The sequence below is a fragment of the Streptomyces sp. NPDC048434 genome (assembly GCF_043200375.1).
Lineage (GTDB): Bacteria > Actinomycetota > Actinomycetes > Streptomycetales > Streptomycetaceae > Streptomyces.
The window spans coordinates 54,720-68,184 of sequence record NZ_JBICXQ010000041.1 but is presented as its reverse complement, the minus strand read 5'-3'; the positions used below and the strand labels follow the sequence as shown (position 1 = coordinate 68,184).

Sequence of the window (13,465 nt, the reverse complement as noted above, 5' to 3'; positions counted from 1 at the left end):
GGCGGGGCCGCTCGCCGGGTGAGCGGGGGGGGGGTTGTTGTGGGCGGGCGACCGGGCGTCGGGCCGCCGCCCGCCGCGGGCGGGGCGGGGGGCGCCCCCCCCCCCCCCCCCCCCCCCCGCCGCCGGGAGCCCGCTCGACGGGGCGCTGACCATCGCCGCGGCACTGGCCGATGACCGTCTGACACTGCCCGCCGATGCGAAGTTGTTGCAGATCACACGGCCTGCACCGGGGTAGCACGGGGTGACGCGCGGGATAAATCGGGACGGATACCTCGTCACCGAACCCTCCCTCCGCGCGGGGGTGGTCCGAACCGTTAGCATGCGGCGCCATGAGTTCCCCCACTGGGCCCGCACCTGGCTCGCCCGATTTCGACGCCGCCTCCCCGAGCGCGGGAGCCGCACCCGGCCTGCCTGTACGTATGCCGCGCGCGCGGCAGTCCGGCCGCCACCGCAGGCCGGAGCCGCTCGCCGCACCCGAAGGCGCGCCCGCCCTGGTGCTGGCCGTGCCCGGCACCCCCTCCGCCGCCTCGCGCAGCCTGGCGGAAGAGGTCTCCAGCATCGCCCGCTCCGAGCTCCCGGGCCTCGACGCCCGGATCGGCTATGTCGACGGCGGCGACGACGAGTTCCCGTCCCTGGAGGCCGTGCTGGCGCAGGCCGCCACCGAGCACAAGGCCCGGGTGGGCGCCGACGGGCAGCCCGACCCCGGCCCCGCCGCCGTGGTGGTGCCGCTGCTGGCCGGGCCGGACAGTGCCCTGCTGCGCCGGATACGCCAGGCCATGATGAACAGCGGCTCCGGCGCCGAACTGACCGATGTCCTCGGCCCGCACCCGCTGCTCGCCGAGGCGCTGCATGTCCGGCTCTCCGAGGCCGGTCTGGCGCGCGCCGACCGTGCCCGGCTGTTCACGGTCGCCACGGCGGCGGACGGCATCATCCTCGCCACCGTGGGCGGCGAGGAGGCCGTGCAGGCCGCCGGGATCACCGGCATGCTGCTCTCCGCACGGCTCGCGGTGCCGGTGCTGGCCGCCGCCCTGGACGAGGAGGGCGCCATCTCCCGTACGGCCGAGCAGCTGCGCGGATCCGGTTCGCAGCAGCTGGCGCTGGCCCCGTACCTGATCGGCCCGGAGATCACCGACGGCCTTCTGGGGGCGGCCGCGGCGGAGGCGGGCTGCGCATCGGCCGAGGCGCTGGGCGCCTACGGCACGGTCGGCCGGCTGGCGCTGTCGAACTATGCGGCGGCGGTGGGCATCACCCTCCCGACGCAGGCACAGGGGGTACCGGTCCGCTAGGACTCTTCCGTCGGACCGGACGCCGCTCCGACGAAGGGCCGTCTTCGCGCACCGCGCGGGGCGGCCCTTCGGCTTGTCGGGACGGCTCTTCGGCGTGTGCGGTCGCCCTGTCCGGGCGCCTGGTCCGGGCGCCTCGTCCAGGCACCGTGTCCAGCCGGAGGCGATACGTCCGATTCCGCTCCGAGCGGCGCAGATGCCCCTCAGAAGGCCCGGGAGTCCGGTGGCCGCGGTACGGGCGCCCCGGTGGGCGTACGCCCGCGAGCTGCCCTCACAGGGGGCTTGCCGCGCCCCTGACACGCCGACCGATGAGTCCGGGAGCACCGCGAGGTCTACCGTCCTGCAGAGGCATTCGCCGGCCCGCTCGCCCCGCGCGCCTCAGCGGGCCGCCCAACGGAAGGAAGTTCATGTCGAACGTCGACCTCGTCCGCGCCGCCTTCGGGGCCTATCTCGCCCAGGACCGTGCGGCCATGGACCGGCTGCTCGCCGAGGATTTCGCCTTCACCAGTCCGCAGGACGACCACATCGGCAAGGCCGCGTTCCTGGAGATCTGCTTCCCCACGGCGGACCGGCTGCGCTCGCAGGAGATTCTCGACGCCGTGGCCCTCGACGGCGAGCAGGTCTTCGTCCGGTACGAGTACGAGCTGAAGACGGGCGAGCGGCATCGCAATGTCGAGGTGATGACGGTGCGGGACGGCCGGCTCGCCGAGACACAGGTGTACTTCGGCGGACGCTTTCCGCAGGGATGAGGCGGCCGCGGGCAGCTCAGCGGCCCCGGGCAGCTCAGACGAAGACCACGCAGGAGGCGGCCGGCGCCGGGACCGATCCGCTGCGGGCCGGGATGCCGGTCGCCGGGTCGACGGTGAACCAAGTGACGTCACCGGAGCGCTCATTGGCGGCGTAAAGGTGCCGGCCGTCGGGGTGCAGCGCCAGATCACGGGGCCAGTGGCCGCCGCAGGGCACGGTGGTGACAAGGGTGGCGGTGTCGCCGTCGAGGGAGAGGACGGAGAGGCTGTCGTGGCCCCGGTTGGCGGCCCAGGCGAACCGGCCGTCAAGGGAGACGACCAGTTCGGAGGGGAAGGTGCCGTCCGCGGCGGCCCCGTCCGGGAGGAGGGGGGTCTCCCCCAGGGGCGTCAGCGCACCGGAGCCGGCGTCCCATCGGCAGACCGTGACCGTCGGATCGAGTTCATTGATGACATAGGCGCGGTCGCCGTGCGGGTGGAAGGCGAGATGACGCGGGCCGCTGCCGGGCCGCAGCCGGGTCTCGGCGCGTACGGCCAGCGTCCCGTCGCCGGCGGCCAGGGCGCAGCTGCGGACCGAGTCGGTGCCCAGGTCGACGCTGAGCAGCCAGCGGCCGCTGGGGTCGGGCAGCACGGCGTGGGCGTGCGGGCCCTCCTGACGGTCGGTCCGCGGGCCGCTGCCCCGGTGGGCGAGCACCGTGGCGGGACCGGCGAGCGTGCCGTCCGGCCGTACGGGGAGCGTACTGACGCTGCCGGAGCTGTAGTTGGCGGTGACGAGGTGGCCACGCGCCAGGGTGAGGTGGGTCGGGTCGGCGCCGTCCACGGGGACGGCAGGTGCGAGCAGTTCGGGTCCCCGCCAGGTGAGGGCGAAGGCCGCCGCGGTGCCGTCCGGGGTCTCGCTGACCGCGTAGAGGTAGCGGCCGTCGGGGCTCGGGGCCAGGTAGGAGGGGTGGGGGACGGCGTCGGTGGAGTGCAGCGGGGTGAGTGCGCCGGTCTCCGGGTGGACGGCCGCGGTGGTGATGCCGAGGCCGCCGGCCGCGGTGAACGATCCGAAGTACGCGCGCCGGCCGTGGTCGCTCGTTTCCACTGGTCCGCCCTTCGTCCGCCTGCCCGTTGAGGTGCCCCGGCGACGCTAACAGCCGGGGGCGGGGCGTTGGGGGCGATGGCGGGTTCCCGCTCCCGGGCGTGCGCCCCGCGCGCCCGGGAGCGAACCTGCGTCCCAGGGCGCTCCGTACGCCGCGCAGGACGCACGGCGGGCTGCCCCCGGAGGCGCTCCGGGTCAGGCGTCGACCAGTGGGGAGCGCGGGGAGCTGCGCAGCGGCGCGGAGAGGTCGGCCAGGGCCCGCTCCAGGCCGTGGAGATGGACCAGCGCGGGTTCCGCAGCGGGCGGGTGCGCCACAAAGACGGTGGCGGCCGCCGCGTCGGGTGCCCTGCGCGGGGTGGTCAGTGCCTCGACGGCGGCCTCCACACGCTGGCAGGAGGCGGTGAGCCGGGCATCGTGGGATGCCTCCGGGTCGGCGGCGATGGTGGCCAGCGCGCGGACCTCACGGGCGCAGTCGTCGAGCAGCGCAAGCACCTGCCGCGCCCGCGCCTTGCGGGCGCGCAGCGGGCTCAGGGGGTGCACGAGCGGGGAGAGCGACAGTCGCACCCGGCTCAGCAGCGGCCCCAGTTCGGCGACGTGGGGGGCGGGGTCGGCGGTCGCGGAGCCCGCGAGGCGGGCGGCGGCCTCGGCGGTGCAGCGGTGCACACAGCGCAGGGCGCGCTCGATCCAGGCGTCGGTGGTGGCGTGGGTCGTGACGGGCAGCACGAAGAGCACCGCCAGCGCCGCGCCGAGCGCCCCCACACCGGTCTCCGTGAGACGCAGCGTGAGCAGGCCGGGGTCCAGCACTCCCAGGAGGCCGTAGAGCAGCGTGGCCATCAACGTCACCGCGAGCATCATCCACGTATACGAGACAGCGGCGGTGTAGAAGATCCCGAAGACGCTGACCGCGAGCAGGACCACCGTGGGGACGACGGCGCCGTGCAGCGGGACGGCGACGAGCAGCCCGAGGACGATGCCGATCACCGTGCCGAGGGTGCGGCGGAAGCCGCGGACCACCGTCTCGCCGCGCGAGGTGGTGTTCACAAAGATCCACCACGTCGCGCCCACGGCCCAGTACCAGCGCTGCTCGGAGAGCAACTGGCCCACGACGAGGGCGAAGGCGCTGCCGGCGGTGGCCTGGATCGCCTGGCGGGTGGTCGTCCGGGCGAGCCCCCTCGCGCCCGTCGGGGTGGGCACGACGGCCGGGGGCAGCCGGCGCTCGTAGCACCACAGCCCGAAGCGGACGGTCGAGGAGGCGGCCAGGGAGAGGGCGATCGCGGCATACAGGTCGGGCAGCTGTCCCGGCACCGTGTGCAGGAACTGCGCCGCGAAGAAGGTCATGAACGCGAACACCCCCAGGGCGTGGCCACGCGGCCCCCAGCGCCGGGCGTAGACCCCCGCGCCCACCACCGCGGCGAAGGCCACACCCCGCCCCACCGGATGTTCATGGAGCGTCGCCGCGACGGCGAGCACTGGGAAGCCGACCGCGGGCAGCAGGCCCGTGGTGACCATCTGCGCGCGGACCGTCGCGTCGGTGACCGTGAAGAGGGCGAGCAGCGCGGCGAGCCCGCCGGTGATGGCCGCGACGAGCGAGTGCCCGGCGAAACCGCACACGGTGACCGCCAGGCCGATGCCGAGGACGGACCGGGCGGCGCTGCGCAGCCGCAGCCACCCCGGATCCGGAGCCACGAACATCCTCTTCAGCACAGCTTCCGCCCCTTCGCCGTTCCCGCATGAAAAAGGCGCCGCGGGGATCCGCAGCGCCATCGACGGGACCATCACAGCATCACTGCGGCAGGTTGCTCAACAGACGCCGAGATAGCTGTGCCATTGGTACAGCCTCGTCGGCTCATGTCGCGCCGGAAGGGGCCAATGGGCGAGAGCGGGGGCGAGGGCAGGGTCTCCGGGCCGCGACCGCTTCGCGGCGGTGCGGCCGGTGCGGGGAGCGGTCCGCGGCGGGAATCCGGCGCGGGCCCGCCGGATTCCCGTCCGTGGTGGCCTCAGCCCGCGACGCCCACCGGGGGTGTGCCGGCCCGGGTGGCGGGGGCGGGGGTGGCCTCTTCCGCGGCGCAGGTCCAGAGGCGGGCCAGGGCTTCTCCTTTGAGCTGGTGGCCCTCCTGCCAGAGGCGGCAGGCCGCGGTCAGGACGGCGTGCCGGTCGCCCTCCGGGGTGACGGGGCGGGCGGGCAGGAGGGGGACGGCGGCCGAGGCGCCCAGACGGACGGCGCGGTGGCGGCGGGCGAAGACGGTGAGGGTCTGCCGGGGGCCCGCTTCGAGGAGGAGCATGTCGTCGGCCGCCAGCAGCTGGTCCAGCGCGGGCTGGAAGAGCACCGGGTCGGTGATCTGCCGGGCCCAGAAGCGGGGGCTCACCGCGTCGTCGGGCCCCAGCAGGTCGCCGGTGTAGCCGGAGTAGAGCGGCAGGTCGGGGGTGCGGAAGGGGATACCGGTGTAGGCGCGTTCCACCGCGGCCGATGCCGGGGCCATGGCCGGGCTGTGGAAGGGGCTGGTGGCGGGCACCGTGACGACGGTGTGCCCGGCGGCGCGCAGCGCGGCTGCCGTTTCCGCCAGCGGAGCGGTCGAACCGGCCAGCATGGTCTGGCTGGTGGCGTTGACCGCGGCGATGACCACATCGGCACGCAGGTACGGACGCAGCGTGTCGGCGCCCGCGGCCACCGCGAGCATGCCGCCCGCGGGAATCCGCACCGCCGCGACGACCCGCTCGCGCATCATCGCGACCGCGTCGCTGAGCGGGACCACTCCGGCGAGGACCGCGGCGACCAGTTCGCCGGCGCTGTGGCCCAGGAGGGCGGCCGGGCGGATGCCCCAGCTGAGCACCATGCACCCCAGGCCGTAGTCGACCGCGAAGAGCAGGGGCTGGGCGCGGCGGACGTCGTCGATGGCGATGACCGGGGTGTCGGCGAGCCAGTCGGCGCGGATGGCGGGCCCCTCCGGGCCCATGAGCTCCAGTACGGCATCGACGGCGGCGGTGAAGACCGGCTCCCGGCCGTAGAGTCCGGCGGCCATCGCGGTGTGCTGGGAGCCCTGGCCGGGGAAGAGCAGCGCGACCGGGCGGGGGCGGGGCGCGTGCACGGTGCGGGCCGCGGCGACCGCCGCAGGGGCCCGCTCGGCCGTGGTGACGGCCCCGGCACGGACCGGCCCGGGAGCCTTGCCGCAGGGCATGGTGGCCGGCAGGGCGGGGAACGCCTCCGGGAACAAACCGTCGAGCAGGGGCGCCAGTTCGCGCCGTACGCGCTGTTCCTCCGCCGCGTTGCCGCCGGACCACAGCAGCAGACGGGGCGCCGCGGGGTCGGTGAGCCGGCGGCTGTGCCGGGACGGCCGCAGGACCGGCTCGTCCGCCGGCCCCGCACAGCCTTCGAAGTCCAGCACCCCCAGCACACTGTCGTCGGCGGCGACCGCTTCGGCCGCCCGGCGCAGGGCCTGGACGGTGACGGCCCGGCCCAGGGGCTCCTGGAAGCCCGCAACCAACGCCAGGTCGGCGCTCTTGGCCTGGAGTTCGTGGTGGGCCAGGTGCAGGGCGTGCGCGGGCGAGGAGGCGGTACGGACCGGGATGCCCTCGTGGGTGGCGGGGAGTGCGGTGAGCGGAGCGGTGGACCCGAGGACGACGACCGTACGGGGTGGGAGGTCCTGGCGACGGCCGCCGAAGGCGTGCAGCACGGCGGTGACGGCGGCGGGCGGGAGGGTACGGCGGGCGGAGGTGTCGATGACGGGGCCGAGGGGCGGGCCCACGGCCGCATCGTCGGGTGCCTCGGTGCCGGTGGCCGCACCGTCCGCCGTATCGGTGCCGGCGGCCGTGGCGGCGCCCGACGGGTCGGCGGCGGCGATCGGGGCGTCCGCATCGCCCGGGAGCGGTGGTGCCTTGGGGGTGATCTCCAGCCTTCTGGTCACCGCGGTCTGGTTGGCGAGAGGCATGGGTGCCCTCCTTCCGGGCGGGTGCACATGCAGGGTGTGGCGGGTGGTGCGCGGCGGGCGGATGCCGGTTGGGGGCGATCTGCCGGGCGGTAGGGCACGGCCGGTGCGGGGTCCGGCGTGGTGCGTGTGACGGCGGAAGGGGCCACCGGGCAGCCCGGGAACGTGCGGGAAGGGGAGCCTGCGTGGCGGGAGCGCACGGTGGTGTGGGCACCCGCCACCAGGCAGCCTCACTCCTCGTGGAGCGGCGCCGAAGGCGGCCCGTCCGGCCGGGGGAACCGGGATGGCCGCCTTCGACGCCAGATCATGCGGCCGACGCGGTGCCGGCGTTGATGAGGTCGAGCAGGGCGCGCGGGGTCTCGGCGTCGACGACCGCGTCGTCCGGGATCTCCACGCCGTACTCCCGCTGGATCTCGCCGATCACCTGCAGCAGGGCGAGGGAGTCGTAGCCGAGCTCGATGAAGGGCGTGTCGATGACGTCGCCGTCCAGGTCGACGCCCTCCTCCTCGCCCGCGCTCTCACGCAGCATCCGGGTGAGGTCGGTGAGGGTGACGTGGGTGGTGGTGATGGGCATGGCGTGTCCTCTCAGTCGTTCCGGCCGGATGCCGGGTCCGTCGTCGCGGCATGCCGTCGTACGACGAGGGCCGCGTTGAAGCCACCGTGGCCGCGGGCCAGCACCAGCGCGGCGCGCAGGTCCTGTTCCCTCGGTGAGCCGGTGACCAGATCGAGGGGGAAGTCCGTGGCCGGGGCGGCCACGTTGACGGTGGGGGGAATGACGCCGTCGCGGAGGGCGAGCAGGGCGGTCGCCGCGTCCAGGGCCGCGCCGCCGGCGAGCAGACGACCGGTCATGGTCTTGGGCGCGGTGACGGGCACGGCGCGCGGCCCGAAGAGGGCGGCGATCACCTCGGTCTCCACCCGGTCCAGTTCCGGTACGCCCGCGGCGTCGGCGAAGACCACATCGATGTCGTCGGGCGTGAGGCCCGCGTCGGCCAGCGCGTGGCGCGCGGCCCGGCCCAGGCCGGGCGGACGCGGGGACCCGGGGGCCGGGTCGAGCGTGGCGGCGTACCCGGCGAGTTCGCCGTAGATCTGCCGGGCGCCGCGGTCGCGGGCACTGCCGGCGTCCTCGGTGACGAGGATCGCGCCACCCTCGCCGGCCACGTATCCGCAGGCGTCCGGCGAGAACGGCAGGTAGGCGCGGGCCGGGTCGCCGACGGTGCTCATCCGCCCGGAGGCGAGCTGCGGCACCCAGCCCCAGGGGCAGAGGGCCGCGTCGACGCCGCCGGCGACGACCAGCGGGATGCCCTTGCGGATGTGGCGCCGTGCGTGGCCGAGGGAGTCGATCCCGCCGGCCTGTTCGGTCAGCAGCACCCCGCTGGGGCCGCGCATCTTGTGCCGGATGGAGATCTGGCCGGTGTTGACGGCGTAGAACCAGGCGAACGACTGGTAGGCGCTGACGTATTCCTTGCCCTTGCTCCACAGGTTCTGCAGTTCACGCTGGCCGAACTCGACGGCGCCGCCCGAGGCGGCGGTGACCACGCCCATGCCGTATTCGGGCAGGGCCGCCGCGTCGACCCCCGCGTCGTCGATGGCCCAGTCGGCGGCGGTCAGTGCGAGGCGGGTCATGTGGTCGGTCTGCGGCATCAGCCGGCTGGGGATGTGCTCCTCGGCGACGAAGCCGGGGACCTCGCCGGCCAGCGTCGCGGGGTACTGCGAGGCGTCGAAGCGGGTGACCGGGCCGATACCGGAGCGGCCGTCCAGGGTGGCCTTCCAGTAGTCCTCGGTGCCCAGGCCGTTGGGTGCGGTGATGCCGATGCCGGTCACCACGGTCGTGGCGGTCATACGGCGCTCCTCTCCGGACGGGCCAGCACCATCGCGCTCTGGAAGCCGCCGAATCCGCTGCCGACGCTGAGGACGGTGTCGGTCTTCTTCTCGCGGGCGGTGAGCGGGATGTAGTCCAGGTCGAGTTCGGGGTCGGGCTCGTGCAGGTTGGCGGTGGGCGGCAGCACCGAGTGCTCCATGGCCAGCGCACAGGCGGCGATCTCCAGCGAGCCGATCGCGCCGAGCGAGTGCCCGATCATGGACTTGATGGAGCTGACCGGCGTGCGGTAGGCGTGCGCGCCGAGGCTGCGCTTGAAGGCGCCGGTCTCGTGCCGGTCGTTCATCTTGGTGCCGGAGCCATGGGCGTTGATGTAGTCGATGGCAGTGGGGTCGATCCGCGCCTCGGCCAGGGCGGCGTCGATGGCCTGGGCCATCTCGCGGCCGTCCGGCTTGAGCCCGGTCATGTGGTACGCGTTGCAGCGCGCGGCGAACCCTGCGATCTCCGCGTAGATGTGCGCGCCGCGGGCCTGTGCGCTGGTCAGCTCCTCCAGGACGAGGATGGCGGCGCCCTCGCCCAGGACCAGTCCGCTGCGGGTGCGGTCGAAGGGGCGGCAGGCGCTCTCCGGGGTGTCGTTGCGCGGGGTGGTGGCGTGGATGGCGTCGAAACAGGCCGAGGTGATCGGGGAGATGGGGGCCTCGGTGGCGCCGGCGATCATGACGTCACAGGTGCCCTCGCGGATCAGCTCGACGGCATGGCCCAGGGAGTCGAGGCCGGAGGTGCAGCCGGTGGAGACGACGGCCGCGGGGCCCTCGGCGCCCGCCGCCATGCCGACCTCGGCGGCCATCGAGCTGGGCACGAAGTGCCGGTAGAGCTCGGGGACCGCATAGGTGTGATCGACCTGCCAGCTGCGTCCGCCGTTGCTGACGACGACGTACTCGCGCTCCAGGCTGGTGGTGCAGCCGACCGCGCTGCCCAGGGAGGTGCCGATCCGGCCCGGGTCGATGCCGGCCGCCTCCAGGCCGCTGTCGGCGAGCGCCTCGCGGGTGGAGACGACCGCGAATTGCGCGGCGCGGTCCAGCCGGCGGATCTCCTGCGGCGTCAGCCCGGCCGCCGCGGGGTCGAAGTCGCACTCGGCGGCGACCCGCGAGCGGAACGGGGAGGCGTCGTAGAAGGAGATCGTGCGGGTCGCCGACCGGCCGGCGGTCAGCAGGTCCCAGTAGTTCTTGATGCCCACTCCCCCGGGCGCGACGGCCCCGAGTCCTGTGATGGCGACTCTGCGCATCGCCGCTACCTCGCCTTCGACGGGGCCAAGTACCCCTGCGGGTACGGGCCTGACGGAACGTTGCGGGCCACGGTGTTCCCTTCGGTCGGTCCGCTCCTCGATGAGCCCGGCGGCCGGGGCCGGGCGGGGGTGTTCCCCCGCGCCCCGCCGCCGCGGCGGACAGCTTCGGTGGCCGCTGGTGGCGCTTCCCCCGCTGCCGGCTCCGCCATGGTTCGGCCCTCGCCTCGATACCCGCTCGTATGTGCGTGGATCTGCCGACGGGACTGCCGTAGGCGCTGGTCAGCGAGGTGCCCGCGGTCTCATGTCGGGACGATGCCGTGCTTGCGGTCGGGCAGTTCGGCCTTCTTCTCGCGGAGCATGGCCAGGGACCGGGTCAGCACCCGCCGGGTGTCGCCGGGGTCGATCACGTCGTCGACGAGGCCGCGTTCGGCCGCGTAATAGGGGTGCATCAGCTCGGACTTGTACTCCTTGACCAGCCGCTCGCGGGTCGCGTCCGGATCGGGGGACGCGGCGATCTCGCGGCGGAAGACGACATTGGCCGCGCCCTCGGCGCCCATCACCGCGATCTCGTTGGTGGGCCAGGCGAAGGACAGATCGGCGCCGATGGAGCGGGAGTCCATGACGATGTACGCGCCGCCGTAGGCCTTGCGCAGCACGAGGGAGATACGGGGCACGGTGGCGTTGCAGTAGGCGTGCAGCAGCTTGGCGCCGTGCCGGATGATGCCGCCGTGCTCCTGGTCGACGCCCGGCAGGAAGCCGGGCACGTCCACCAGCGTCACCAGCGGGATGTTGAAGGCGTCGCAGGTGGTGACGAAGCGGGCGGCCTTCTCCGAGGCGTGAATGTCCAGCACACCGGCCAGGACGTTCGGCTGGTTGGCGATCACGCCGACGGTCTGCCCGTCGATCCGGGCCAGGGCGCACACCACATTGCGGGCCCAGCCCTCGTGCACCTCCAGGTACTCGCCGTCGTCGACGATCTCCTCGATCACCGCGCGCATGTCGTAGGCCCGTCCGGGGTCGGCGGGGACCAGGCCGGTGAGGGCGTCGGTGCGCCGGTCCGCCGGGTCCTCGCCCCGTACGGGCGCGGCGAGTTCACGGTTGTTGCGCGGCAGCAGCGACAGCAGCCAGCGCACCTCTTCCAGGCAGGCGGCCTCGTCGTCGAAGACGAAGTGGGCGACGCCGGAGGTCTCGGCGTGCACATCGGCACCGCCCAGACCGTTGTGGGTGATCTTCTCCCCGGTGACGGCCTGGACGACGTCCGGGCCGGTGATGAACATCTGGGCGGTCTCGCGCACCATGAACACGAAGTCGGTCAGTGCCGGGGAGTAGGCCGCGCCGCCGGCACACGGGCCGAGCATCACTGAGATCTGCGGGATCACCCCGGACGCACGGACGTTGCGGCGGAAGATCCCGCCGTAGCCGGCGAGTGCGGTGACGCCTTCCTGGATGCGGGCGCCGGCGCCGTCGTTGAGCGAGACCAGCGGGGCACCGGACGCCTCCGCGAGGTCCATGACCTTGTGCACCTTCGTCGCGTGCGCCTCGCCCAGCGCCCCGGCGAACACCCGGAAGTCGTGGGCGTAGGCAAAGACGGTGCGGCCGTGCACCAGGCCCCAGCCGATGATCACGCCGTCGCCGTGCGGTTTGCGGGACTCCAGCCCGAAGCCGGTGGCCCGGTGCCGGCGCAGCGGTTCGAGCTCGGTGAAGGTGCCGTCGTCGAAGAGGAGTTCCAGCCGCTCGTGAGCGGTCAGCTTGCCCTTGGCGTGCTGCCGGCGGGTGGCGGCGGCGTCGGGGCCGCGGCCGACCTCCTCCTTGAGGCGGTGCAGCTCGTCGGTGGCCCGGCCCAGATCGGGGCGCGGTGGGCTGAGCGGCGGGGTCGCGGTTTCCTGAAGGATCGTCATCGGCCGAACGTAGGAACGCCGGCTCGAACCCCGCTGGAGAGCGCACGGCGGCGCGGCTGCCGGGCGCGGCCCGGTCCGGCCGACGGCGGCCGGCGGGCTCCGTCAGCCGGTGGCGGTCAGACGCTGGCCGAGGGGCAAGTCCCCGGACAGGACCGCGTGTTGGAGCTGCTGGAGCCGGGCCGACGGCTCGATGCCGAGCTCCCCGACGAGCGCCTCGCGCAGCCGCTGGTACGCCTCCAGCGCACGCCAGGAGCTGCCTGAGCAGTGCAGTGCCGTCATCAACTGGGCGCAGAAGTTCTCGTGCATGGGGTGCCGGGCGGCGAGGAAGCAGAGTTCGGGCACCACCTCGGTGTGCCGGCCGAGTTTGAGGTCGGCGTCGATCCGGCGCTCCAGGCAGGCCATCCGGTCCTCCTCCAGCCGGAGCACCTCCAGTTCCAGCACCCCGCCCACGGGCACATCGACCAGCGCGGGCCCCTGCCAGATGGCCAGGGCCTTGCCCAGCAGGGCGGAGGCGGCGGCGTAGTCGTGGGCGTCGTAGGCGCCGCGCCCCGACAGGGCGAGCTGCTCGAACTCCTGGACGTCGACCTGGCCGGGCTGGACCTGGAGGAGGTAGCCGCCGTGCTGGGTGACCAGGACCTCCTTGGCGTTGCGCACCGGGTCGCCGTCCAGGGCCACCGCGATCTTGCGGCGCAGCTGGAGGATGTAGGTCTGCAGGGTGGTGGCCGCGCTGCGCGGCACGTTCTGCCCCCAGATCTCTTCCATCAGCGTCGGTACGGTCACCACATGGTCGCCCTGCAGGGCGAGCAGCGCGAGTATCTGCCGCGGTTTGGCGGCGCTCGGCACCAGCGAGACACCGTGTTCGTGGGCGGTCAGCGGGCCCAGAACCTTGATTTCCATGAGTGCTCTCCCCTCGTGAGTCACAACCGCCGGCCACCGGGCCGCGGTTCATCTCGAGCTTCAAGCGAGGTTGGCACCGGGGAGCGCACGAGCCCAGTGAGCCACTCATGAACACAATCATGAAAATGTCATGCCGATGTGGTGAACCAGGCACTGGGGCCTGTGCCTCCGGCGCCCGCAGAATACTGCCTCACCGGACGCCGGGTCGTCGTGCCGAGCACTTCAGGCCAACCCCGACGGACCGTCCGACAACGGAGGGAACAGTCACATGCCCGCGACGCACCGGACCATGTCTGACCACACCGCGACCGACACCGCCGCCGACCTCTGCCGCTTCGCCGAACTCGTCGCCCGGGCGGGCCTGGAGCCCGACCTGAAGCACCGTTACACCAGTGACCCGGCGGCCGTGTTCGCCGAGTTCGGGCTGCTGGGAGCGGAGCCCGTCTACACCGCGCCGGCGCTCGTCATCGAGGATCTCGGACGGCCGGACGCCACGGCCACCACGCTGCTGACCGGTATCCCGTACGCCGTCTGACGCC

Annotated in this window: 11 protein-coding genes; 3 read left to right on the top strand and 8 right to left on the bottom strand. The window is 73.8% G+C overall.

What is annotated here, in order from left to right:
• The first annotated feature begins 329 nt into the window (after positions 1-329).
• Positions 330-1,286, top strand: a complete 957-nt coding sequence (locus ACGFWI_RS35500; RefSeq protein ID WP_393910188.1) for a sirohydrochlorin chelatase — start codon at positions 330-332, stop codon at positions 1,284-1,286.
• Positions 1,287-1,690: 404 nt separating this feature from the next.
• Entirely contained in the window at positions 1,691-2,032 is a 342-nt protein-coding gene (locus ACGFWI_RS35495; RefSeq protein ID WP_393910187.1) for a nuclear transport factor 2 family protein, read from the top strand.
• A 34-nt stretch (positions 2,033-2,066) separates the two neighbouring features.
• Here the strand turns inward: ACGFWI_RS35495 and ACGFWI_RS35490 are convergent, their stop codons facing one another.
• The 8 genes from ACGFWI_RS35490 to ACGFWI_RS35455 all read right to left on the bottom strand — a co-directional run bounded on the left by ACGFWI_RS35490 (position 2,067) and on the right by ACGFWI_RS35455 (position 12,926).
• The gene (locus ACGFWI_RS35490) at positions 2,067-3,110 is read right to left on the bottom strand and encodes a lactonase family protein (RefSeq protein WP_393910186.1); all 1,044 of its coding nucleotides are present in this window, start codon (positions 3,108-3,110) and stop codon (positions 2,067-2,069) included.
• Positions 3,111-3,302: 192 nt separating this feature from the next.
• Positions 3,303-4,811, bottom strand: a complete 1,509-nt coding sequence (locus ACGFWI_RS35485) for an FUSC family protein (RefSeq protein ID WP_393910185.1) — start codon at positions 4,809-4,811, stop codon at positions 3,303-3,305.
• A gap of 293 nt (positions 4,812-5,104) precedes the next feature.
• A complete protein-coding gene (locus ACGFWI_RS35480; RefSeq protein WP_393910184.1) occupies positions 5,105-7,033 on the bottom strand; it encodes an acyltransferase domain-containing protein in 1,929 nt (642 codons plus the stop codon).
• 301 nt (positions 7,034-7,334) lie between these two features.
• Positions 7,335-7,604 carry an acyl carrier protein gene (locus ACGFWI_RS35475; RefSeq protein WP_159473865.1) on the bottom strand — a complete coding sequence of 90 codons (270 nt, stop codon included), beginning with the start codon at positions 7,602-7,604 and terminating at the stop codon, positions 7,335-7,337.
• An 11-nt stretch (positions 7,605-7,615) separates the two neighbouring features.
• On the bottom strand, positions 7,616-8,869 hold the full coding sequence (locus ACGFWI_RS35470) for a ketosynthase chain-length factor (protein ID WP_393910183.1): 1,254 nt from the start codon (positions 8,867-8,869) through the stop codon (positions 7,616-7,618).
• Positions 8,866-10,131, bottom strand: coding sequence for a beta-ketoacyl-[acyl-carrier-protein] synthase family protein (locus ACGFWI_RS35465; RefSeq protein ID WP_393910182.1), 1,266 nt, complete (start codon positions 10,129-10,131; stop codon positions 8,866-8,868). Before ACGFWI_RS35465 ends, ACGFWI_RS35470 begins: the two co-directional genes overlap by 4 nt.
• 299 nt (positions 10,132-10,430) lie before the next feature.
• Positions 10,431-12,029, bottom strand: a complete 1,599-nt coding sequence (locus tag ACGFWI_RS35460) for an acyl-CoA carboxylase subunit beta (protein ID WP_393910181.1) — start codon at positions 12,027-12,029, stop codon at positions 10,431-10,433.
• A gap of 102 nt (positions 12,030-12,131) precedes the next feature.
• Positions 12,132-12,926: a BTAD domain-containing putative transcriptional regulator gene (locus ACGFWI_RS35455; protein WP_393910180.1), complete on the bottom strand. Its 795-nt coding sequence runs from the start codon at positions 12,924-12,926 to the stop codon at positions 12,132-12,134.
• A 289-nt stretch (positions 12,927-13,215) separates the two neighbouring features.
• Here ACGFWI_RS35455 and ACGFWI_RS35450 point away from each other — a divergent pair, with 289 nt between their 5' ends.
• Positions 13,216-13,461 carry a hypothetical protein gene (locus tag ACGFWI_RS35450; RefSeq protein WP_393910179.1) on the top strand — a complete coding sequence of 82 codons (246 nt, stop codon included), beginning with the start codon at positions 13,216-13,218 and terminating at the stop codon, positions 13,459-13,461.
• Positions 13,462-13,465: the final 4 nt, after the last annotated feature.

Coding starts and splice junctions, on each gene's coding strand:
- ACGFWI_RS35470 (WP_393910183.1), bottom strand. CDS start 8,869: ATGACCGCCACGACCGTGGTGACCGGCATCGGCATCACCGCACCCAAC.
- ACGFWI_RS35495 (WP_393910187.1), top strand. CDS start 1,691: ATGTCGAACGTCGACCTCGTCCGCGCCGCCTTCGGGGCCTATCTCGCC.
- ACGFWI_RS35475 (WP_159473865.1), bottom strand. CDS start 7,604: ATGCCCATCACCACCACCCACGTCACCCTCACCGACCTCACCCGGATG.
- ACGFWI_RS35465 (WP_393910182.1), bottom strand. CDS start 10,131: ATGCGCAGAGTCGCCATCACAGGACTCGGGGCCGTCGCGCCCGGGGGA.
- ACGFWI_RS35450 (WP_393910179.1), top strand. CDS start 13,216: ATGTCTGACCACACCGCGACCGACACCGCCGCCGACCTCTGCCGCTTC.
- ACGFWI_RS35480 (WP_393910184.1), bottom strand. CDS start 7,033: ATGCCTCTCGCCAACCAGACCGCGGTGACCAGAAGGCTGGAGATCACC.
- ACGFWI_RS35500 (WP_393910188.1), top strand. CDS start 330: ATGAGTTCCCCCACTGGGCCCGCACCTGGCTCGCCCGATTTCGACGCC.
- ACGFWI_RS35460 (WP_393910181.1), bottom strand. CDS start 12,029: ATGACGATCCTTCAGGAAACCGCGACCCCGCCGCTCAGCCCACCGCGC.
- ACGFWI_RS35455 (WP_393910180.1), bottom strand. CDS start 12,926: ATGGAAATCAAGGTTCTGGGCCCGCTGACCGCCCACGAACACGGTGTC.